At 72.8% G+C, this 20753-nt stretch carries 21 protein-coding genes; 13 read left to right on the forward strand and 8 right to left on the reverse strand.

Annotated elements, in window-relative coordinates; genetic code table 11:
* Positions 1 to 15 precede the first annotated feature (15 nt).
* Positions 16 to 1242 (forward strand): cytochrome P450 family protein, encoded by a 1227-nt coding sequence (locus QSK37_RS39995; protein WP_285631739.1) that lies wholly within the window; start codon positions 16 to 18, stop codon positions 1240 to 1242.
* Here QSK37_RS39995 and QSK37_RS40000 read toward each other — a convergent pair.
* The 3 genes from QSK37_RS40000 to QSK37_RS40010 all read right to left on the reverse strand — a co-directional run bounded on the left by QSK37_RS40000 (position 1188) and on the right by QSK37_RS40010 (position 2890).
* Positions 1188 to 1991 carry a cytochrome c oxidase assembly protein gene (locus QSK37_RS40000; RefSeq protein ID WP_285631743.1) on the reverse strand — a complete coding sequence of 268 codons (804 nt, stop codon included), beginning with the start codon at positions 1989 to 1991 and terminating at the stop codon, positions 1188 to 1190. The genes QSK37_RS39995 and QSK37_RS40000 overlap by 55 nt on opposite strands.
* Complete coding sequence (locus QSK37_RS40005; protein ID WP_285578252.1) at positions 1988 to 2440, reverse strand: DUF2243 domain-containing protein; 453 nt, start codon at positions 2438 to 2440, stop codon at positions 1988 to 1990. Before QSK37_RS40005 ends, QSK37_RS40000 begins: the two co-directional genes overlap by 4 nt.
* A gap of 84 nt (positions 2441 to 2524) precedes the next feature.
* Entirely contained in the window at positions 2525 to 2890 is a 366-nt protein-coding gene (locus tag QSK37_RS40010) for a winged helix-turn-helix transcriptional regulator (protein WP_349498027.1), read from the reverse strand.
* 84 nt (positions 2891 to 2974) lie between these two features.
* Here QSK37_RS40010 and QSK37_RS40015 point away from each other — a divergent pair, with 84 nt between their 5' ends.
* Positions 2975 to 3580 carry an NAD(P)-dependent oxidoreductase gene (locus tag QSK37_RS40015; protein WP_285631746.1) on the forward strand — a complete coding sequence of 202 codons (606 nt, stop codon included), beginning with the start codon at positions 2975 to 2977 and terminating at the stop codon, positions 3578 to 3580.
* Positions 3581 to 3630: 50 nt separating this feature from the next.
* Here QSK37_RS40015 and QSK37_RS40020 read toward each other — a convergent pair whose 3' ends face one another.
* Positions 3631 to 5013, reverse strand: a complete 1383-nt coding sequence (locus QSK37_RS40020) for a serine hydrolase (RefSeq protein WP_285631749.1) — start codon at positions 5011 to 5013, stop codon at positions 3631 to 3633.
* Positions 5014 to 5193: 180 nt separating this feature from the next.
* Between QSK37_RS40020 and QSK37_RS40025 the strand changes: the two genes are divergently transcribed.
* Positions 5194 to 6114, forward strand: coding sequence for a hypothetical protein (locus QSK37_RS40025; RefSeq protein WP_285631752.1), 921 nt, complete (start codon positions 5194 to 5196; stop codon positions 6112 to 6114).
* Positions 6115 to 6124: 10 nt separating this feature from the next.
* Here the strand turns inward: QSK37_RS40025 and QSK37_RS40030 are convergent, their stop codons facing one another.
* Complete coding sequence (locus QSK37_RS40030; protein ID WP_285631755.1) at positions 6125 to 6568, reverse strand: MarR family winged helix-turn-helix transcriptional regulator; 444 nt, start codon at positions 6566 to 6568, stop codon at positions 6125 to 6127.
* A gap of 295 nt (positions 6569 to 6863) precedes the next feature.
* Entirely contained in the window at positions 6864 to 7637 is a 774-nt protein-coding gene (locus QSK37_RS40035) for an aminotransferase class IV family protein (RefSeq protein ID WP_285631758.1), read from the reverse strand.
* A 179-nt stretch (positions 7638 to 7816) separates the two neighbouring features.
* Between QSK37_RS40035 and QSK37_RS40040 the strand changes: the two genes are divergently transcribed.
* From QSK37_RS40040 to QSK37_RS40065, 6 genes are all read left to right on the forward strand, one after another.
* Positions 7817 to 8884, forward strand: a complete 1068-nt coding sequence (locus tag QSK37_RS40040) for a quinone-dependent dihydroorotate dehydrogenase (protein ID WP_285631761.1) — start codon at positions 7817 to 7819, stop codon at positions 8882 to 8884.
* Positions 8885 to 9041: 157 nt separating this feature from the next.
* Complete coding sequence (locus tag QSK37_RS40045) at positions 9042 to 9800, forward strand: nuclease-related domain-containing protein (RefSeq protein ID WP_285631765.1); 759 nt, start codon at positions 9042 to 9044, stop codon at positions 9798 to 9800.
* 110 nt (positions 9801 to 9910) lie between these two features.
* On the forward strand, positions 9911 to 10966 hold the full coding sequence (locus tag QSK37_RS40050) for a saccharopine dehydrogenase family protein (RefSeq protein WP_285631768.1): 1056 nt from the start codon (positions 9911 to 9913) through the stop codon (positions 10964 to 10966).
* A gap of 213 nt (positions 10967 to 11179) precedes the next feature.
* The gene (locus QSK37_RS40055; RefSeq protein WP_285631771.1) at positions 11180 to 12901 is read left to right on the forward strand and encodes a sigma-70 family RNA polymerase sigma factor; all 1722 of its coding nucleotides are present in this window, start codon (positions 11180 to 11182) and stop codon (positions 12899 to 12901) included.
* Positions 12901 to 13569: a hypothetical protein gene (locus QSK37_RS40060; protein WP_285631774.1), complete on the forward strand. Its 669-nt coding sequence runs from the start codon at positions 12901 to 12903 to the stop codon at positions 13567 to 13569. Before QSK37_RS40055 ends, QSK37_RS40060 begins: the two co-directional genes overlap by 1 nt.
* 90 nt (positions 13570 to 13659) lie before the next feature.
* Positions 13660 to 14892 (forward strand): C40 family peptidase, encoded by a 1233-nt coding sequence (locus tag QSK37_RS40065; RefSeq protein WP_285631777.1) that lies wholly within the window; start codon positions 13660 to 13662, stop codon positions 14890 to 14892.
* A 3-nt stretch (positions 14893 to 14895) separates the two neighbouring features.
* Here the strand turns inward: QSK37_RS40065 and QSK37_RS40070 are convergent, their stop codons facing one another.
* Positions 14896 to 15384, reverse strand: a complete 489-nt coding sequence (locus QSK37_RS40070) for an inorganic diphosphatase (protein ID WP_285578266.1) — start codon at positions 15382 to 15384, stop codon at positions 14896 to 14898.
* Positions 15385 to 15489: 105 nt separating this feature from the next.
* On the opposite strand from QSK37_RS40070, the gene dacB reads away from it, so the two are divergent.
* Positions 15490 to 16878 carry a D-alanyl-D-alanine carboxypeptidase/D-alanyl-D-alanine endopeptidase gene (dacB, locus tag QSK37_RS40075; protein ID WP_285631780.1) on the forward strand — a complete coding sequence of 463 codons (1389 nt, stop codon included), beginning with the start codon at positions 15490 to 15492 and terminating at the stop codon, positions 16876 to 16878.
* A 117-nt stretch (positions 16879 to 16995) separates the two neighbouring features.
* The gene (locus QSK37_RS40080) at positions 16996 to 18102 is read left to right on the forward strand and encodes a zinc-dependent metalloprotease (RefSeq protein WP_285631783.1); all 1107 of its coding nucleotides are present in this window, start codon (positions 16996 to 16998) and stop codon (positions 18100 to 18102) included.
* A 4-nt stretch (positions 18103 to 18106) separates the two neighbouring features.
* Here QSK37_RS40080 and QSK37_RS40085 read toward each other — a convergent pair whose 3' ends face one another.
* On the reverse strand, positions 18107 to 18802 hold the full coding sequence (locus QSK37_RS40085) for an ArsR/SmtB family transcription factor (RefSeq protein ID WP_285631786.1): 696 nt from the start codon (positions 18800 to 18802) through the stop codon (positions 18107 to 18109).
* A 323-nt stretch (positions 18803 to 19125) separates the two neighbouring features.
* On the opposite strand from QSK37_RS40085, the gene tilS reads away from it, so the two are divergent.
* Both tilS and hpt read left to right on the forward strand, forming a co-directional pair.
* Positions 19126 to 20121, forward strand: a complete 996-nt coding sequence (gene tilS, locus QSK37_RS40090) for a tRNA lysidine(34) synthetase TilS (RefSeq protein WP_285631789.1) — start codon at positions 19126 to 19128, stop codon at positions 20119 to 20121.
* A 29-nt stretch (positions 20122 to 20150) separates the two neighbouring features.
* Complete coding sequence (hpt, locus tag QSK37_RS40095) at positions 20151 to 20723, forward strand: hypoxanthine phosphoribosyltransferase (RefSeq protein ID WP_285578270.1); 573 nt, start codon at positions 20151 to 20153, stop codon at positions 20721 to 20723.
* The last annotated feature ends 30 nt before the right edge of the window (positions 20724 to 20753 follow it).

A 20753-nucleotide genomic window follows, 5' to 3' on the forward strand; every position in this document is an offset into this window, starting at 1 on the left:
GCCGAGGAGGGCATGGTGAACACCTCTTCCGTCCCGCCGTACCGGCTGAACCCGGCCGGCGGCAGTCCGCACGCCGACAACGCGCGGCTGCTCGCGCGCGGGGCCGTCGCACCGGTCGTGCTTCCCGGAGACGTCGAGGGCGTGGCGGTGCTCGGGCACGAGGCGCTGAAGGAGTTCCTCTCCCGCGCCGACGTCGCCAAGGACGCCCGGCACTTCGCGGCGCTGCGCGACGGGCGGATCCCGGCCGGCTGGCCCCTGCTGACCTTCGCCACGGTGCCGGGCATGACGACGGCCGACGGCGCCGACCACCGCCGGCTGCGCTCCCTGGTCAGCAAGGCGTTCACCGCCCGGCGGGTCGAGCTCCTGCGTCCACGGGTCGAGGAGATGACCGCCGGCCTGCTCGACGGGCTTGAGCGCGCCGCCGACGGCGGAGTCGTCGACCTGATCCGGCACTTCGCGCTGCCGCTGCCGATCGGGGTCATCGGCGAACTGCTCGGGATCGACGACGCCTACCGCGACACCCTGCACCGGCTGTCCGACCGGGTGGTGGCCACGAACGCCGGCCCGGAGGAGGTCTCAGCCGCCAACCGGGAGATGGTGGCCCTCCTGGGCACGGTCGCCGCGGCCCGCGCGGAGCGGCCCGGCGACGACCTCACCAGCGCGCTGATCGCCACCCGCGACGAGGACGGCGACCGGCTCAGCCAGGAGGAGCTCATCGGCACCCTGCTCCTGATGGTCGTCGCCGGGCACGAGACCACGCTGTCCCTGATCGCCAACGCGGTCCGCGCCCTGTGCGCCCACCGCGACCAGCTCGACCTGGTCCTGAACGGCGAGGTCGGCTGGGCGGACGCGGTCGAGGAGACCCTGCGCTGGGACGCGCCGGTCAGCTTCTTCCCCTTCCGCTATCCCGTCCGCGACCTGACGGTCGACGGCACGGTGATCCCGCAGGGCACCCCCGTACTGGCGGGCTACTCGGCCGCGGGACGCGACCCGGCGGCGCACGGGCCGGACGCCGACCGCTTCGACGTGACCCGGCCCCGCCGGTCCGACGCCGCGCGGCATCTCTCACTGGGACACGGCGCGCACTTCTGCCTCGGCGCGCCGCTGGCCCGCATGGAGGCCACCATCGCGCTGGAGCGGCTGTTCACCCGCTTCCCCGGCCTGGAGGTGGCCGCGACGGAGCTCTCCTACCGCTCCAGCTTCGTGGGCAACGGCGTGCGTGCCCTGCCCGTACGGCTGTGAGGCCTCCCGCCGGACGACCGGGCGGGGCGGCGCAGGGCCCGGCCGCCGGCCGCGTACCAGCGCAGGGCGAGCACCACGGCCAGCGCGATCTCGGCGACGTCGCCGCCGTAGTACATCACCTCCGCGCCGGTGTGCGGGTCGGGCGCGGAGAACCCCGGGGGCGGCGTCACCCAGAGGGACTTGGCCAGTACGGCGTGCGCGGCGCCCGCGAGCACGAGCGTCGCGCCGCGCAGCGCGATCGAGTACCGGTGCCGCAGCGGCTCGACCTGGCAGACGGCGACGGTGAAGAGCACTCCGGCGAGCAGGACGTGCAGGTGGACCAGGGCATGCGCCCACGGACGCTCGTGGGTGGCCGCGAACAGGGGCGTCCGGTACAGGATCCACAGGCCGCCCACGTCCAGCGCCGCCGCGACCGGCGGGAAGACCAGGAACGCGGCGGCCCGCGACCGCGCCGTCCCGAGCAGGCCACGGCGTACGCGGCCGGGTGGCAGGGCGCGCAGCGCGAGCGTGATCGGCCGGCCCAGCACCAGGAGCAGCGGCGCGTACATCCCCAGGATGAGGTGCTGCACCATGTGGGCGGTGAACGCCCCGCCCGGCAGCGGCGCGGCCACCGCGACGGCGGCTCCGCACGCGCCGACGCCGAAGGACAGGGCACGCCACGGCGACCAGGCGTCACCGCGACGCCGCAGGCGTAGCGCGCCGGCGATGTAGAGGGCGACGGCCGCGAGCGCCGCCGCGTACGCGGTCACCGGCGTCGCCCCTCCCGGCGGAGCACCCACGCGCCGACGAGCAGCAGGATCACCGCGATGACGTTCCAGGACCAGTCGTACGGCGCGATCTCGACGTGGTAGCGGATCTGGTGCAACCGCAGGATCTTGTGCTGGATCGTGCCGTCGTAGAGCTGGAAGGCGCCGGCGCCCAGCAGGACGCCTCCGGCGAGCGCCCGTCCCGACAGTCCCGAACGGCGCACGAGATCGGCCACCATGATCAGGCCGATCACCGTGGCGAACCAGCCGAACGCGTGGAAGAGCCCGTCGGAGACCAGCCCGACGGCAGGAGTGGACCGGTCGTAGAAGTGGTGCCAGTGCAGCAGCTGGTGGAAGACCGTCTCATCGAGGAACGCCGCGACTCCGACCCCGATCAGTACGCCCGCCCAGATCGAGCGGCCGGGCGAGAGGGCGGACTCCTCGGACGCCATCGACCTCACCTGCCTGTTCGCGTGGAAGGTGCGTCCCTGCGCGGCCCTACCCGTGTTCCACCGTGGCCATGCGCCGACGGATGATCAGGCCCGGAGAGACTCCTCGCGGGCGGCCATGACCTTGCCGACGTTCGCCTCGGCCCAGTCGGTGATGGCCTGGATGGGGGTCTGCAGGGACATGCCGAGCGCGGTCAGGGTGTACTCCACGCGCGGCGGGACCTCCGCGAACACCTCGCGGGTGACCAGGCCGTCGCGTTCCATCGCGCGCAGGGTCTGGGTGAGGACCTTCGGGGTCACGCCGTTGACCTTGCGGCGCAGCTCGGTGAACCGCCGCGGCCCGTCGCGCAGTGTCAGCAGGATCAGCACGGTCCACCGGTCGCCGATGCGGTCGAGCACCAGCCGCGTGGGGCAGTCGGGGTCGAAGGCGTCTCCCTGCTCAATGGTTTCCACTAGATATCAATAGCACGTTGAAGTAACCGATATCCAATGGATACCGTCACGTCCCTGACGAAGAACGTCCAGGGAGGCGACACCATGAGGATTCTGCTGATCGGCGCCACCGGCATGATCGGGAGCCGGATCGCGACCGAGGCGCGCGGACGGGGGCACACGGTCACGGGCGTCACGCGCAGCGGCGCCGACGGCACCACGGCCGGAGACGCCAGTGACGCTTCGGCGGTGGCCGCGCTCGCCGCGGGCCACGACGCGGTCGTGCTCGCGATCACGCCGGGCGAGGACGGGATGATCGGCACCGGACGCGCGGTGTTCGAGGCGCTGCGCACCGCGGGCGTTCGCCGGCTGGTCGTCGTCGGGGGAGCGGGCAGTCTGGAGGTCGCGCCGGGCGCACGGCTCGTGGACGCCCCCAACTTCCCGCCCGCCTGGAAGGAGGGGGCGCTGGCCCAGGCCGCGCTGCTGGACCTGCTGCGCGAGGAGGCCGGCGACCTCGACTGGACCTATGTCTCTCCGGCGGCCGAGATCGCGCCCGGCGAGCGTACGGGGAACCACCGCCGGGGCGGCGACGAGCTGCTCACCGACGCCGAGGGCCGGAGCCGGATCAGCGCCGAGGACTACGCGGACGGTCTCGTGACCGAGCTGGAGAAGGGCGAGGCGATCAGGCGCCGCATCACCTTCGCTTACTGAGGAGACGTACGGCGGTCCGGCGGCTCCGAGGTCGCCGGACCGCCGCTGTCTCAGTGACGCGTTGCTTCGAACTGATCGATGATCTTGCCGAGCTGGGCGAACTTCTCCGTGTAGGCGACCGGGTGCGCGCCCGGGGCCGTCGGCGGACGGTTCGGGTCCTGGTACTGGTCGCCGAGGTTGGAGAACATCGCGATGATGTAGGTCCGACCCCCCTTGCCCGGCAGGGCCTTCACGATGCCCGCGTCCGAGGCCGAGTTGCCCACCAGGCCGGTCTTGTGCGAGTACGTCACCTGGGCGGCCAGGTCGCACGGCCGCACGTCATGGGCGTACGCGTCGCCGCCGACCGTGGTCGTGCCGTCGGCCGCGATCCAGCGCGACGCGGTGAGCTGGGGGATGCCCGGCGCCGGGTAGTCCGCGCCGCACCAGCTCGTGGTGGACAGCACGTCGTTGTAGCCCTGCTGGAACAGCTCGCTCTTGAAGAACCGCCGCGAGGACGGGCTCAGGGCGGCGGCGGTGACCGGCGTGCCGTTCGGCGTGGTCCACAGCCGGCCCGGCGAGCCATTGATGATCATGAGGAGCTTGGCGGTGTCCAGCGAGGTCATGGTGACCGGGTTGGACCAGTGCCCGCCGTTCGCCGGGTTGGTCTCCTTCAGCTGCATCGTCTCCAGGCCCAGGTCCTGGAACGTCTGGTTGAGCCCGTCGACCGCGTTGTGGTCCCAGAGCAGCTTGACCAGTGCGCACGACGCGGCGTTGGAGGACCAGGTGATCGAGGCGTCGATGTAGTCGCGGATCGTGTCGCTCGTGGCGTCACCGCAGAGCGAGCTGAGCGACGTCGGCTGGTAGGCGTAGGTTTCGTCGAGCTTGACCGTGCCCTGGTCGACGAGCCGGAGGACGCCGAAGACGACCATCAGCTTCAGCACCGACGCGGGATAGGGCTCCATGAAGTCGAGCGGGGCGTTCTCCCGGCCGGGGACGATGTCGATGATGCCCTGGGCGTGGTTGGTGTACCACCCGGCGTCGTCCCATTGGCGCCAGCGAACGGCGTCGGAGTGGTAATTCCCGTCCACCGGAACGACGATTCCGTGCGGATACTGCGGGCTCATCAGCACGGTGCCGGAGGAAACGGGCCGGCCGTGCGCGTCCAGTTCGATGACGGTCGTGTCGATCTGCGGCTGCTGGACGATCGGCCGCGGATCCGACGCGAGTGCGGCGAAACGCTTCGCGCGCTGCTGGGGCGTTGTCGCGTCCTTGTCCACCGACTGTGCCGTCATGGCGCGGGCCTGCGCCGACGCGGTCGGCGGCGCCAGGTCGAGGACCTGCTCGAAGTGCAGCCGGTCCATGGTCTGCCGCAGTTTCTGGGCGATGCCGCCGCCGGAGTGGTCCGGTCGTTCGGCGGCCTGCGCCGGCTCGATGAGGGTACCCAGCAATGCCATCGCCGCCGCCATGCCGACGAAAGCGCGGGTACCGATTCCCCTGATTTTCACAGCGTGGATTCTCCATGGTCATCGCCGTCGCCGCCGAGCCGGAGTGATCCCGGCGGGCGGTCGCGGACGTGATACCGGTGCGGGCCCGTCTCTCTGGACGGCGTCCGCGACGGCACGGAAGGAGACGGCATGACGGATGAGCGGGTGGCGGAGCCGCCGGACGAAGCGGGAACGACGGCGGGCGGAGGAAGGCCCCTGCGGGTCTCGCCGATCATCGTGCTCGACGGGCCGCCGGACGCCGTCGACGAGGTCGCCGGGCCCTCGCCCGCCCGCCGGCGGCGTACGGGGACGGCGCTGCTCACGGCGACGGGCATCGCCGTCCTCGCGGCGGCGCCGTTCGCGGTGGTCTCGCCCACGGAGCGGGTGCTCGGCGACTCCGTGGCCTCGTCGGCGAAGGCGCGGCCGCACGGCCCGGTGACCGAGCGGACCGCGGCGAGGCCGGCCGTGCCGGCGCCCGCGCCGACCTGGCAGCCGCGGTCCTCCTCGCCGCCGCCGTCCCTTCCTCCGGTGCCGAAGGCGAAGATCCCCTCGCCGAGCCCGTCGGAGCGATCGGCGCCACCGCGCACGTCGCCGAGGACGAGACCGCGGACGGACTCCCGTACGACGCCCGGCCCGGGGTCCTCCGCGAACGCCGCCGTGCGCCGCGCCCTCGCGCCGAAGCCGAAGGACACGGCCGCGCCCCGGCGGTCGGCGAGCACGGAACGGGCGGCCGCCGAGGGGCAGACGCGGGTCGTGCACGGGACGTACGTGCTGTATCCCGGCGACGAGATCCGTACGAACCGGCTCCGCCTGTCCCTGACCTCGGGCGGCGACCTGGTCCTGCGCGACCGGAACGACGAGCGGGTCTGGTCGAGCGGCACACACGCGTCCGGCACCCATGCCGTCTTCCAGGCGGACGGCAACTTCGTGCTGTACGGCGGCGACCAGCGGACGCTGTGGAGTTCGCGCACCGACGGACACGACGGCGCGGTGCTCGTCCTTCAGGCCGACGGCGACCTGACGATCGTCCAGGACGGCAGAGTCCTCTGGGCGACCGGCACCGGAACCTGAGCGACGCCCGTCATCCGGCCGGCTCGGCCTCACCGGCGAGGCGGCCGGCGATCCGTACGAGCATGGCCCGCTCGGCCTCCCCGAGCCGGTCGATCAGGTGCTCGCGCACGGCGGCGGCGTGCACGGGCCGCGCCCGCGCCAGCAGCTCACGGCCGTCCGCGGTGAGCACGACGATCACGCCGGCCGGCCCCTTCTCACGCCGGACGATCCCTCGCGCCGCCATCCGCGTCAGCTGGTGGGACATGCGGCTCTTCGCCCAGCCCATCGCGTCGGCCAGCGCCTGCTGCCCGAGCCGGCCGCCGCCCAGCTCCTCCAGCCGGGACAGGAGACCGTACTCCGAGCCCGACAGCCCGGTGACGGCCGTCAACTCCGCGCCGACGCGGCGGGTGACCTCGTGTCCCAGGGTCTTACACGCCTGCCACACCTGAAGTTCGCCGGTGCTGAGCGGGTCCATGTGACCCAGGCTAGATGTCATGACAACCTTCTGCCCGCGCGCCGCCCTGGACACAGGTCATCTGACGGCGCCGCGGAAAACCCGGCCGTGGACGGGAACAAACGCATCCGCCCCTCTTGTTACACTCGACGTGGCCGGTGCGTTCGGTGTCCCCCGGGCCTAACCATCGCCTTCACGGAATACCGTTCGGCTGGAGCCGTGTTGTGCATTTCGCCGTGAGGCGACCCGCGCACCGGTGCCAACGTGGGAGACCCCGCCAGATTCCTGGCGGGGTCTTCGCGTCGGTGGGGTCACCTCAGATGACGTCCCACGGCACGGACTCGTACGTCCGCCGCACCGTCTTCATGAACCCCTCGTCGACCGGCAGCCGCAGGTCGTCCACGCGATCGACCGCCGCCACCCCGCGGGAGTTGGTGACGAACACCGAGGCGTACGACGGCAGGTCGTCCACCCGCACCGGGCCGCGTCGCGACGGCACGCCCTCGCCGGGCAGGTCGCGTTCGAGCAGCAGCATGGTGACGCCGTCCAGGGCCGGCGCGTCGGGCCACACCACCGACGTGCCGTCATAGCAGCCCAGATTGGTGATCGCGCCCTCGGAGACGACGCCGCCCGGCCCGACGAGCAGCGCTTCGTCGAAGCCCGTACGCCGCGCGACGCGGCCGTAGTAGCTCTGCCCGAACCCGCCGAGGTGCTTCACGTGCGCGACGGGCCGCTGGTACGGCGCGGTCCGCAGACTCTGCGGCGAGCGCGGAGTGTCGGCCGGCGGGCGCACGGAGACCAGGAGGGACGGCTCGGCGGCACCCTCCGGCCAGAACCCGGTGACCCGTACGGACGCGTCGCGGGTCTCGCCGAGCGCGTGACGGATGCGCGAGCGCACCAGCGCCGGATCCAGCCCGTCGCCGAACAGCTCCCGCTGCGCCGCGTCGAGCCGGGCCAGGTGGAGGTCCAGCCCGCGCGTCCGGCCCTCGCGGACCTGCATCGCGGTGAAGTGCCCGTAGTTCCCGAGCGCGAAGTGCCCCAGCTCGGCCGCTGTCGCGGGATGACCGTCGATCTCGATCCGCGGACTCACGGCCTCCACGCTAGCGCGGTGAGTCGCCGGGTGGCGCGGACATGGCCCGCCTCGGCGCGCGATCTCGTGTGCGTGACCAGCCGAACGAGAGTGGGCCGCCGACGTCGCGGTCCCGGTGGGTGCGCTCCGGGCACGGCCGCCGTCACCCCGGATCGGCGTCACTGGGAGAATCAGGGCCGATGTACCGACTGATCTTCGCCCTCATCCTGCGCCGCCTGCCCGCCGAGACCGTGCACCGGCTGAGCTTCCGCGGCCTGCGCCTCCTCGCCGTCGTACCCGGCGTACTCGCGCTGGTCCGCCGCCGGTACGGGCCGCGCGACCCCGTCCTGCGCGTCCGCGCGCTCGGTCTGGACTTCCCCAGCCCGCTCGGCCTGGCCGCCGGGTTCGACAAGGACGCCGAGGCGTACGAGGCGCTGGGCGCGTTCGGGTTCGGGTTCGTGGAGATCGGCACGGTCACGGCGCGGGCACAGCCCGGCAACCCCCGCCCGCGGCTGTTCCGCCTGCCGAAGGACCGGGCGCTGATTAACCGGATGGGCTTCAACAACGACGGCGCGCGGGCCGCCGCGGACCGGCTCAAGGGCCGGCGCCGGTCCGTCGTCGGGGTCAACATCGGCAAGACCAAGGTCGTCCCGGAGGCCGAGGCCGCCGCCGACTACGTCGAGAGCACCGAACGGCTGGCCGCGCTCGCCGACTACCTCGTCGTCAACGTCAGCTCGCCCAACACCCCCGGCCTGCGGAACCTCCAGGCCGTCGAGCACCTGCGGCCCCTCCTGGAGCAGGTACGGCAGGCCGCGCGACGCACCACGCCCCGGCACGTGCCGCTGCTGGTGAAGATCGCACCCGACCTCGCGGACGCCGACGTCGACGCCGTCGCCGACCTGGCCCTCGACCTCGGTCTCGACGGCGTCATCGCGACCAACACCACGATCTCCCGTACGGGCCTGACCGACGCGCACGCCGACGAGACGGGCGGGCTGTCGGGCGCGCCGCTCAGGGAGCGCTCGCTGGAGGTGCTGCGGCGCCTGCGCGAGCGCGCCGGCGACCGGCTCGTGCTGATCTCGGTCGGCGGCATCGAGACGGCCGACGACGCCTGGGAACGCCTCCAGGCGGGCGCGACCCTGGTCCAGGCCTACACGGGCCTGATCTACGGCGGACCGTCCTGGCCCCGCCGGATCAACCGCGACCTCGCCGCGCGGCTCCGCGCGGAGGACCGTACGACGATGCCGGAGGGCGGACCTCGGCCGTGACCTCGCCGGAGGGTGGCCGTCGGTCGTGACCCCGTCGGAGGGGGCCTCGGCCATGGCTCCGCCGGAGGGCGGACCTCGGCCATGACTCGGTCGACAGGTGGTCAAGTGTCTTGAGGCCCCGGTCGCGGGACATCACTCTTTCCCTTGAGGAGGAGCGGTGCCTGGACGAGGTGCTTCGGTGGCCGGCGCGTCGGCGCACGCCCGATACCGGCACCTGCGGGCGGAGTACCGGCAGGAGCGGGTCCTCGCGCGGACCGTCCTGGCGGGCGTCGCGGGCGCCATGACCGCAGGCGTCTTCGACTGGCTGACCGGTCTGGCCGCCGCCCTCACGGCCCTCCTCCTGCACTCCTTCTACCTGCGGGTCAAGCCGGACCCCGTCACCCACTGGCGGCGCGGCGCGGCGGCCGAGCGGCGTACCGGCCGGCGCCTGTCGCGGCTGGACCCGGCCTACTTCCACGTGCTGCACGACCGGGCGCTGCCCATACCCGCCCACGCGAACCTCGACCACCTCGTCGTCGGCCTGACCGGCGTGTACGCGATCGTCTCGCGTCGCTGGCCGGTCCTCACCCGGCTGCGCGCGGTGGACGAGCGGCTGTGGGTCGGGCCGCGGCCGATGACGCGGCTGCTCGTGACGGCGAGGGACGCGGCGCGTACGGTCGCCGAACGTCTGTCGGAGGATCTCGGGCACCGGGTCGAGGTGCACGCGGTCGTCGCCGTGCACGGCGCGCGGCTGCCGCGCACGGGGTTCACGTTCGACGGTGTGACCGTGCAGCGGGCCGGGCGGGCCCGCCGGCTCGTCGAGCGGCAGCCTGCGGTGTTGACCACGGCACAGGTCACCGCGATCGCCGCGGCGGCGGAACGGATACTTCCCCCGATGATCGATGTGTGGGGAAAAACCGGCACGCTTCGTGACTGATGAGTACGCTCGGACACGGCCGGGAACCCGCGCCCGTCGCGAGTGGCGCATCGGGTCCCCGGCGGTCTCTCGGCGCAACAGACCGACTCGCGTAGCTGGGGAGAAGGGGCATGGCGGGCCGCATCGTCGTCTTCGGTGCCACCGGCTACACCGGCGTCCTGACCGCGAGAGCGCTCGTCGCCCAGGGTGCGCGCCCGGTCCTCGCCGGCCGGAACCGTACGGCCCTGACCGCGCTCGCGGACGGGCTCGGCGGCCTGGAGATCGCCTACGCCGACGTCGAGGAGCCGCGGTCCGTACGGGCGCTGGTCGAGAGCGGCGACGTCCTGGTCACGACGGTCGGCCCGTTCCAGCGGTACGGGCACGCCGCCCTGGAGGCCGCGGTCGACGCGGGCGCGCACTACCTCGACTCCACCGGCGAGCCGCCGTTCATCCGTGAGGTCTTCGAGTCCTACGGGCCCCGCGCGACGCGGTCGGCGCTGATCCCCGCGTTCGGCTACGACTACGTTCCGGGCAACCTCGCCGCGGGCCTCGCCCTCGACCGGGTCGGCGACGACGGTTTCCGCGTTGACATCGGCTACTTCGTCGGTGGCGGCGACCTGTGGCGGGGGCTGACCGCCGGCAGCCTGCAGTCGGTCGCCGGCGTGGCCACCGCCCGGATGTACTCCTTCCGCGGGCGCATCCACGAGGAGCGCCGACCACGGGTCCGTGAGTTCCAGGTGGCGGGCCGGTCGCGGCCCGGCCTGTCGATCGGCTCCTCGGAGCACTTCGCGCTGCCCGAGTCCTACCCGGCGCTGTACGAGGTCAACGTCTATCTGGGCTGGTTCGGCCGGGCCACGAGGCCGGCGGCGCGCGGGCGGGTCGGCGCGTACGGCGCGCGGGCCGCGCTGGGCACGATGGCGCGCCTGGCCCGCCGCCGAAGCGGCAAGAGCACGCTGACGTCGCGCATCGTCGCGGTCGCCTACGACTCCGAGGGATCGCTGCTCACGGATGTGCACCTTTCCGGCGGTGATCCCTATGAGTTCACGGCAGGCGCCCTTTCTTGGGCCGCTTGTCAGGCATCAAGGGGAATGGTGGAGACGGGAGCTTTGGGGCCGATCAACGCTTTCGGCCTTGCCGAGCTCGAGGCGGGCTGCGCGATGGCGGGAATCGCGCGGGTCACCGGCTGATCACCGTCTCCGCGCTGGTCGTTGGCATGTTCCCCTCTTGTTGGCACGGACCGCCCCCAGGCGGGGCAAAGCCGTCATAGGACGATAAACGACCGCTTACGGCGATATAAAAAGGCATTTCACCGGCACTTTACCGTGGCGATCCGAATAAACTTCTATGGCTCTTCGGGAAAGTGTTGAAGATGGGGCGTAAAAGGTTTTAACTTCAGCGCCATGGAAGACCGGCTATTGGTCGAGGCGCTGCGATCACGTGACCCGATCGCCATGGGTGAGATCTACGACGCGTACGCCGAACGCCTCTACGGCTACTGCTGGTTCCAGCTGCGCAACGGCGACGCCGCACAGGTGGCGTTCCGCGACACCCTCATGTGCGCCGAGGCCCACGTCGGCCGGCTGCGCAGTCCCGCGCGGTTCGGCCCGTGGCTCTACGCGCTCGCGCGGATCGAGTGCCGCCGCCGGCGGCCGGCTGGCCCGGTCCAGCCCGACGTGCCGGTGGCCCGGCACGACCAGGACGACGTCGACCTGCGGCTGATGGCGTGGCGCGCCGTCACCGGGCTGCCGCCGCTGAGCCGCGAACTGCTCGACCTGCGGCACCGGCACGGCCTGACCGACTCCGACATCGCGCTCGTCGTCGGGCTGCGGGCCAAGGAGATCGGCGAGCTGCTGGGACAGGCCGCGGTGCTGCTGGAGGCCGCGCTCATCGCGGAGATCCTCGCGCATGACGGCCTGGACGGCTGCTCGCAGCGCGCGGCGCTCCTGCGTCCCCGCAAGGACGAGATCGACGACGATCTGCGTGAGACGCTCGTCCGCCACTCGCTCGAATGCCCGCGGTGCGCCCGGCACCTGCCGGACAACATCGCGCCGCGCAAGGTGTACGCCCTGCTGCCCGACGCGCCGTTGCCGCCGGCGCTGCGCGGCCGGCTCATGAACTGCTTCACCGACCCCGAACTGGCCGGCTACCGGCTGTTCGCGGCGGCGCGCGTGTCGCGCTTCGGGGCCCAGGGCTTCCCCCAGCAGCCCGGCACGGGCCCGGCCGCGGCCCTGCGGCGCGCCTCGGAGGACGCCTCGCGCGGCTGGCCGCGGGCGCTCGCCGCCGCGGCCGGGGCGCTGCTCGCCGCGGTCACGGCGATCGCCGTGTGCGGCTACCTCGGCGACGACACCCTTCACGGCCGGGACGGCGTCATCGCCGGACCGCCCGGCAAGCGGTCGCCGCGGCCGAGCCCCGCGCCGCCGAGCCGGCCCAGCGGCGCGCGACCGGTGTCGGCGACGCTGCCCCTGGCCCTGCCCGCCCCGGCCGGCCCCGCCGTGCTGGGCGCGGTGCCGCCCAAGGACTACCTGTGGGCCCCCGTCGCCCAGGACCTCGACGTACGGCCCGGCCGGCTGACGCTGCCGGCGGGCGGCGCGGGCCTGATCGTGCTGAGCTGCCCGGCCGGCACCCTCGACTGGCAGGCCTCCGGCGGCCGGCCGACACGCCTCAGCCCCGCGGCGGGCACCCTGCGGTGCGGCGTCGCGCAGCTCGTCACCGTACGCGCCCCGGCCGGCGGGTCCGGCTCGGCGGTCGTCACGTTCTGGCCGGGCGGCCACCAGGTCCAGATCGTGTGGGGCGACCGTCCGCCGTACCCGCCGCCGTCGACGCCCGAACCGGTGCCGACCCCCACGCCGACCCCGACGGAGCCGCCTTCCGGCGAGCCGTCGCCGAGCGGGCCTCCGTCCGGTCAGTCCCCGCCGGGCGAGCCCGCGCCCGGCCCGTCCGCGCCGAGCCGGCCCGAGAGCCCGCAGCCTCCGCCGAGCCGTCCCGCGCCGACCGCCCCGACCCAGGCGCCGCCGCCCGAGTCACCGCCCGCGAAGCCCGCGCCGACCGACCCCGCTCCGGCGCCGGCCGACCCCCCGCACTCCGATCCGCCCGCGGATCCATCGTCCGGTTCGGCCGGCTGATGGAGGCCTACACGGTGCGGGCCGACGCTCCGCGCGGTGCGCTGGTCACGCCGCGGTTCGTCGAGCCGGAGATGGCCGACCTCGTCGGGCGCATCCAGCGGGTGCCCTGGCCGCAGTCGAACGAGCCGGGCGACCGGATGTGCCAGGAGGTGATCGAGCTGTGCCGCCTGCAGGCCGCCCGCGGACTCACCGTGCTGGCCTGGCTCGCGGACGGCGGCGCGCCCGGCGACGGACGAGAGGAGGTCGGCTGGCTGCTCACCACCACCCGGCTCACCGGCCACCGCCAGCAGCGGATGTACGGCGCCGCCGAACGCCTCGCGCCGCCCGTACGCGACCTGGTGATCGCCAACTTCACCTGGGCGCTGTCCTCCACGCGCGGCGGCCGGGTGACCGCGCCGTTCTTCGCCAGCCGCGCCTATCCCGACGACGGATACGCCGCCGCGCACACCACCATGACGCTGACGCAGCTGTGGGAGCGCGTCCCCGACGTGCGGCAGGCGCTCGCGGCGGCGTGGGCCGCCACCCGTACGCCCGCCGACTGGTGCCGGGCGGCCGACCTCCAGGCCCGCTACGGCGGAGAAGTCCCGGTCGTCACCTATCCACGCGGCCCGTTCCCGCCCAAATCAGCCACCCGTCCCTGGATCATCCGGCTGCTGGGAACGGAGTGATCGGTGGGGTTGATGTTTCCAGTGGGTCATCAGTGGTAACTCTTCGTGAGGCCCGCTCCGCGGCGCGGGCGGACATCGGGGGGATCCACCTTGGCAGGCTCCACGCGACGACGAAGACGGCGGCGGCGACGGCTCGGCGCCCTGTCCCTGACCACGCTCGCCGTCTCGGCGCTGCTCACCGACCCTTCGGCCGCCATCCCGTCACCGGGCGCGCGTGACCTCGCCCGCAGCCGGCGGCAGGTGCACGACCGGGCCGCCGACGTCGGCCGCATCAACGCCGAGCTGGCCAGGGCCAACGCCGAACTCGACGACATGAACGACCAGGCCGAGCTCGCCGTCGAGCGCTTCAACGGCGCGCGCGCCCGGCTCGACCAGGCCGGCCGCGACTACCAGGCCGCGCTGGCCCGTACGGCCCGCGCCCGCGACCGGCTGGACCAGTCACGCCGCGACCTGGCGGTGTTCGCCTCGAAGGCCTACCGGACCGACGACAGCATCCCCTCGGCCGCGGCCGTGCTCGGTGGGCGCGGCGGGCCGCAGGGGTTCCTCGAACGCGCCTCCTTCATGCAGTTCCTGGCCAACCGGCAGCACTTCGCCGTCGAGCAGGAGCAGGCCACGCACACCATCGCCGACCTGTTCGAGAAGCAGTCGCGCCGGGCGCTCGGCGCCCAGCGCGACGCCACCCGGGCCACGGCCGCCGCACGCCAGGTCGCGACGGCCGCCGTGACCCGGCAGCGGTCGAGCGTGCAGCGCATCCAGCGGCAGAAGGAAGGCCTGGTCGCCGCGCTGAAGCGGGCACAGGCCCGCACCGCCGAACTCCAGCGCGCCCACGTCGCGAAAGCCGTCGGCAAGAGCGCGGCCCAGGCCGTACCGCGGAACGCCCGCGAGGCCGCCCGTGCCGTGCGCGGGGCGTCGCTCGGCGCCGTGGCCGCCCGAGCGGCGCTGCGCTGGATCGGCACGCCCTACTCCTGGGGCGGCGGGAACGCGTCCGGGCCCACGATCGGGATCGCCCAGGGCGCGCACACCGTCGGCTTCGACTGCTCCGGGCTGGTGACCTACGCCTGGGCCCGCGCCGGGGTGCCGCTCACGCACTACGCGACGTCCCAGTACAACGCGGGCCCGCATCCGACGCGCGATCAGTTGCGCCCCGGCGACCTGGTGTTCTTCGCCCACAACCCGGCGGATCCGAGCACGATTCACCATGTCGGCATCTACATCGGGGGAGGCCAGATGGTCGAGGCGCCCTTCACGGGGGCACGCGTGAGGATCTCGAACGCGTTCCGCCCCGACTACGCGGGCGCCACCCGTCCGGCGGGCCCGCGGTAGGGGTCAGTGACTCAGCTGAGCGGCGCGCTTGAAGGACCGTTCGATCTCCGCCTCGGCGTCGGTGCGGTGGGCCCAGCTGGCGCCCTCGACCGACTTTCCGGGCTCCAGGTCCTTGTAGACCTCGAAGAAGTGCTGGATCTCCAACCGGTCGAACTCCGGAACGTGATGAATATCACGCAGGTGTTCCATGCGCGGGTCGGTGGCCGGGACGCACAGGACCTTGTCGTCCCCGCCGGCCTCGTCCGTCATGCGGAACATCCCGATCGTCCGGCAGCGGATCAGGCACCCCGGAAACGTGGGTTCCTGCAGGAGAACGAGGGCGTCGAGCGGGTCGCCGTCCTCGCCCAGAGTGTTGTCGATGAACCCATAGTCGGCCGGGTACTGCGTGGAGGTGAAAAGCATCCGGTCTAGGCGGATTCGTCCGGTTTCGTGGTCCATCTCGTACTTGTTGCGTTGACCCTTAGGGATCTCGATAGTGACGTCGAATTGCACAATGTCCTCCGCTCCCCGGGGCGGGCCGAGGCGGTTCTGGTTGGATGTTGGCCTGTCTAAGGATGTCGCACGTCACTAGTGCCACTGTTGGAGAGGGGCATTAAGGTGCGGAGGCCCGAGCGCGCCGTGGCCATGATCACACTGGCGCTGCTGAACGTCTTCCTCGTCACCGCCGCTCTCGCAGTGGTGAAGCTCACACCAGATCGTTCCCTCGCGCTCCGGCCGCCAACCGTCGCGGACCGGACGATCGTGCCCGCGGGCGCGCCCGCGCTGGTGCCCGCCGAGGCGACCGCGCCGCTGCCCTCGCCGGGGACTCTCGCCTCGCACCTGGCCGGCCCGATGCGGGGCGCCGGCCTCGGCGAGAACCTGACGGGTGTCGTCATCGACGCCATGACCGGCCGTTCCCTGTACAGCAGCAACGCCGAACAGCCGGCGGTGCCCGCCTCGACGACCAAGGTCATCACCGCGGCGGCCGTGCTCGCCTCCGTCGGCCCGAACCACCGCCTCACCACCAGTGCGGTGCGGAGCAGCCGGGGCGTCATCCTGGTCGGCGGGGGCGATCCCACGCTGACGGCCGCCAGCCCGAAGAACGCCTACCCGAAGTACGCGTCGCTCGCCGACCTGGCGAAGCAGACCGCCGCGGCGCTGAAGGCCGCCGGCGCGACGCAGGTGACGGTCGACTACGACACCTCGGCGTACCAGGGCAGCACGATGGCCCCGGGCTGGAAGCAGCTCTACTTCTCCCCGGAGGGCGACGTGGCCCCGGTGAGCGCGCTCGAACTCGACGCGGGCCGGATAGTGCCGGGAGCCCAGTACACCCCGCGCGTCCAGGATCCGCCGTCGGCCGCCGCGCAGAGATTCGCGCAGATGCTCACCAGCCGTGGCGTGACGGCGCACGTCGGGTCGCGTACGACGGCGCCCAAGGGGGCCACCCGGCTCGGCGCCGTGCAGTCGCCGCCGGTCTCCGTGCTGGTCGAGCAGTTGCTCACCCACAGCGACGACGACATCGCCGAAGCCATGGCCCGGCTGCTGGCGACGAACCTCCACCGGCCGCCGACGTTCGCGGGCGGTGCCGCCGCCACGCGCGACGTGCTCACCAGGCTCGGCGTCGGCGGGGGCGTCCAGATCTTCGACGGGAGCGGGCTGTCGCACGACAACCGGATCACACCCTCCGCGTTGGCCAAAGTGCTCGCCCTGGCCGCCTCACCCGCCCATCCCGAACTGCACACCGTGCTGTCCGGCATGCCCGTCGCGGGCTTCTCCGGCACGCTCGGCGACCGGTTCGACGCGGGCACGGCCTCCGCCGGACGGGGCGTCGTACGGGCCAAGACGGGCACCCTCGACGGGGTCAACACCCTCGCCGGAGTCGTCGAGGACGCGGACGGGCGGCTGCTGGCGTTCGCGTTCATGGCCAACCGGGTGCAGTCCCCGGCGGCGGCCATATCCGCTCTCGACACGCTCGCCGGCACTCTGGCCGGCTGCGGATGCCGCTGATCACACCCGCTCGGTGGGAGTTCATCGGGTGTCTCCGGGCGTTGGACCCTGTGAGGCATGCTCCCCGGGCGAACGGGGACGTACCGTAGGTGGAGAGCCCGGCCGGAGAGGGTTGTAATGCCAGCATCCATGATCGACTGGAACGTCGCCGTTCAGACGGGGACCCGGCTTGTCCGCCCCGGGCCGCAGGTGAGCCCACGGGAGGCCCGCCAGGTCGTCACCGAGTTGCGTGAGCTTTCCGCGGTGGCGCAGGGCCACGTGCGGGACTTCACCGGCATGGACGGCGGGATCGACGCCTCGCCGGCGAAAGTCGTGGACCGGCCCGGCTGGATCCGCGCCAACGTCGACGGCTTCCGCGTCGTCCTCGAACCCCTGATGGAGCAGCTCCAGGCCCGGCGCGGCAGCAGCGTGCTCGGCGGAGGCGTCGGCGGCGTGGTCATCCAGGCCGTGGGCTCGCGGGTCACGGGCATGCAGGTCGGCGCCATCCTCGCGTACATGGCCAGCCGCGTGCTCGGCCAGTACGAACTGTTCCTGCCGCCGGACCCGGCCGGCCGCGCGCCGACGGGGCGGCTGACCCTCGTCGCGCCCAACATCGTCCACGCCGAGCAGGAACTGAACGTCGACCCGCACGACTTCCGGCTCTGGGTGTGCCTGCACGAGGAGACCCACCGCGCCCAGTTCGCGTCGGTGTCGTGGCTGCGGGCCTACGTCCAGGACCAGATGACCGCGTTCCTGCTGGCCTCCGACCTCGACCCGGGGGCACTGCTGGAGCGGCTGCGCGGAGTGGGCGAGGCGGTCGCCGACGCCGTACGCGGCGGCGAGGGCAACCTGATCGACGCGATCCAGACGCCCGAGCAGCGGGAGATCCTCGACCGGCTGACCGCGGTGATGACCCTGGCCGAGGGCCACGGCGACTACGTGATGGACGCGGTGGGCCCGGAGGTCGTGCCGACCGTGGCCGACATCCGCGCCAAGTTCCAGCACCGCCGTGAGGGCGCCTCCCAGTTCGACCGTACGATCCGGCGCCTCCTGGGGCTGGAGATGAAGATGAAGCAGTACGCCGAGGGCTCACGCTTCGTCAAGGAGGTCATCGACCGGGTCGGCATGGACGGCTTCAACCGCGTCTGGACCTCGCCCAACACCCTGCCGACCCACACGGAGATCAAGACCCCGTCCCTGTGGATCGGCCGCGTCATCGGCAAGCCCGAACTCCCCTCCGACTGACTCCTCAGATCTCGGAGACGGACATCCCGAACACCGACGCGACGCCTTCGCGGCCGCTGTCGGTGAGATGGACGACGCGACGGGCCTTGCCACGGCGGAGCCAGCCGAGGGCGAACATGCGGTCGGTGACGGCCGCGCCCAGCGCCCCGGCCAGGTGGTGGCGCTGCTCGCCCCAGTCGACGCAGTAGCGGACGGTGGAGCGGCGGCGGGGGAGCCGTTCCACCTCGACGCCGAACGCGGCCAGCCGCCCGTGACCGTCGCCGCTGAGACGGTACGTCTCGGGACTGCCGTCGGCGGCCAGCACACCCTGGTCGAGGAGGGCGTCCATCAGCGCGACACCCAGGCGGCCCGCGAGGTGGTCGTAGCAGAGGCGGGCGCGCAGCAGGGCCTTGGCGCGGGCGTCGTCGCGCAGCGACCGTACGGGGAGGGGACGGGCGATCAGAGCCAGTTGTTCGAGGGCCCGGGCGACGTCGGTGGTGGCGAGACGGTAGTAGCGGTGCCGGCCGTCCAGTTCGACGGTCAGCAGCTTGGCGTCGAGGAGCTTGGCCAGATGACCGCTGATCGTGGAGTTGCTCACCCCCGCCTCGGCGGCCAGCGCACTCGCGGACAGAACACTGCCCCCGGCCAGGGCCAGCAGCACTTTCGCGCGAGAGGGGTCTCCGATCGCCGCGGCCACGCCTGCGATGTCGATCTCGGACATGTCCCGACGCTATGTCGAGAAGCTTTCGCCAACGACCGAACCGTCCCGGGCGCGCGTTGGTGGCACGGAGGTTATCCACATGGGTTCCGCGCGCCTTCCGGCGGCCACCACCAGCACTGGACAATAAAAGTGGGGTGAGCCCCCGGGCGGGTGGGGTGTCGTGTGCGGGCGGGGTGCCGTGCGTGCGCGGGTGGGGTGCCGTGTGCCGGCGGGGTGCCGTGTGCCGGCGGGGTGCCGTGTGCGGGTGGGGGCGTCCGCAGTCGGCGGGAGGCGGCTCGCGTGAGGGGCCTCACGTGAGGGGCTGCGCGTACGACAATGGGGGCGTGGGACCTGATCCGGCGGTTGCGGCGGTGCGGCTGGCGGTTCGCCGTGCCCTCGCCACGGTGGAGGCCGGCGATCTCGTGCTCGTCGCCTGCAGTGGTGGGGCCGACTCCCTCGCGCTCGCCGGGGCGTTGGCGTTCGAGGCGGCCAGATCCGGTCACCAGGCGGGCGGGGTCACCGTCGATCACGGGCTGCAGGACGGGTCGGCCGAGCGTGCCGCCGCCGTCGTCGGGACCCTGACCGGGCTGGGGCTGGAGCCCGCCGAGGTCCGTACGGTCACGGTCGGGTCCGAGGGCGGGGTGGAGGCCGCCGCACGCACCGCACGCTACGAGGCGCTCGACGCCGCCGCGGCCGGTCACCGGGCCGCCGCCGTGCTGCTCGGGCACACGCTCGACGACCAGGCCGAGACCGTGCTGCTCGGGCTGGCGCGCGGGTCCGGCGCTCGTTCGCTGGCCGGCATGCCCGCCGTCTCGGGGATCTACCGTCGCCCGCTGCTGGAGCTCGGCCGGGACCTCACGCGCCGCGCCTGTCTCGCCATGGGCCTGACGCCCTGGGACGACCCCCACAACCAGGATCACGCGTTCGCGCGGGCGCGGGTCCGCGGTGACGTCCTGCCCGCCCTGGAGAAGGGCCTGGGCCCCGGCATCACCGCCGCCCTGGCCCGTACCGCCCGCATGCTCCGCGACGACGCCGACGCCCTCGACGCGTGGGCCGCCGAGACGCAGGCCGCGGAGGACGAGCCCGGCGCGGTACGGGCGCTCGGCGTGCGGGCCCTGGCCGGGCTGCCCCGTGCGGTACGCACGCGTGTCCTGCACCGCACCGCGATCGAGGCGGGCAGCCCCCCGGGTACGCTCGCCGCTGTGCACGTCGACGCGGTGGACGCCCTGGTCACCGCGTGGCGCGGCCAGGCGTACGTCGACCTGCCCGGGCGCGTACGTGTGTGGCGCAGGTATGAAAAGCTGCTCTTCGGGCCATCCGAAACCCCACGGAAAGACTGAATCCTCCTTCGACTTGGAAGGGCTTGTTGGTGGACGAAGCGGACATGCGGGCTGACCTCGAAAAGGTGCTCATCCCGGAGGAGGAGCTGCAGGCCAAGATCCGGGAGCTCGCCGCCGAGATCGACCGCGACTACGAGGGCCGCGACCTCCTGCTCGTCGGAGTCCTCAAGGGCGCGGTCATGGTCATGGCCGACCTCGCCCGCGCGCTGCACACACCGGTCTCGATGGACTGGATGGCGGTCTCGTCGTACGGCTCGGGGACCAAGTCCTCCGGCGTCGTGCGCATCCTGAAGGACCTGGACGCCGACATCATGGGCCGCGACGTGCTGATCGTCGAGGACATCGTCGACTCCGGCCTCACACTTTCCTGGCTTCGCAGCAACCTCGAATCTCGCGGCCCGGCCTCCCTGGAGGTCTGCACGCTGCTCCGCAAACCGGACGCCGCCAAGATCGAGGTCGGCGTCAGGTACATCGGCTTCGACATCCCGAACGAGTTCGTGATCGGTTACGGCCTCGATTACTCCGAGCGCTACCGCAACCTGCCCTTCGTCGGAACACTTGCGCCGCACGTCTACGGTGGAAGTGGGGAACAAGAGGCTTAGCCTCGTACGTTCCTAGTTGCGAAGTGGGGC

Origin of the sequence: Actinoallomurus iriomotensis (assembly GCF_030269445.1) — a bacterium.
Classification (GTDB): domain Bacteria; phylum Actinomycetota; class Actinomycetes; order Streptosporangiales; family Streptosporangiaceae; genus Actinoallomurus; species Actinoallomurus iriomotensis.

Bases quoted from the DNA above. Each gene is read 5' to 3' on its own strand.
- QSK37_RS40030 (WP_285631755.1), bottom strand. From the start codon at position 6,568: ATGGACCCGCTCAGCACCGGCGAACTTCAGGTGTGGCAGGCGTGTAAG.
- QSK37_RS40080 (WP_285631783.1), top strand. From the start codon at position 16,996: ATGCCAGCATCCATGATCGACTGGAACGTCGCCGTTCAGACGGGGACC.
- QSK37_RS40005 (WP_285578252.1), bottom strand. From the start codon at position 2,440: ATGGCGTCCGAGGAGTCCGCCCTCTCGCCCGGCCGCTCGATCTGGGCG.
- QSK37_RS40085 (WP_285631786.1), bottom strand. From the start codon at position 18,802: ATGTCCGAGATCGACATCGCAGGCGTGGCCGCGGCGATCGGAGACCCC.
- QSK37_RS40020 (WP_285631749.1), bottom strand. From the start codon at position 5,013: ATGGCATTGCTGGGTACCCTCATCGAGCCGGCGCAGGCCGCCGAACGA.
- QSK37_RS40060 (WP_285631774.1), top strand. From the start codon at position 12,901: ATGGAGGCCTACACGGTGCGGGCCGACGCTCCGCGCGGTGCGCTGGTC.
- QSK37_RS40050 (WP_285631768.1), top strand. From the start codon at position 9,911: ATGGCGGGCCGCATCGTCGTCTTCGGTGCCACCGGCTACACCGGCGTC.
- QSK37_RS40025 (WP_285631752.1), top strand. From the start codon at position 5,194: ATGACGGATGAGCGGGTGGCGGAGCCGCCGGACGAAGCGGGAACGACG.
- QSK37_RS40055 (WP_285631771.1), top strand. From the start codon at position 11,180: ATGGAAGACCGGCTATTGGTCGAGGCGCTGCGATCACGTGACCCGATC.
- QSK37_RS40015 (WP_285631746.1), top strand. From the start codon at position 2,975: ATGAGGATTCTGCTGATCGGCGCCACCGGCATGATCGGGAGCCGGATC.
- QSK37_RS40040 (WP_285631761.1), top strand. From the start codon at position 7,817: ATGTACCGACTGATCTTCGCCCTCATCCTGCGCCGCCTGCCCGCCGAG.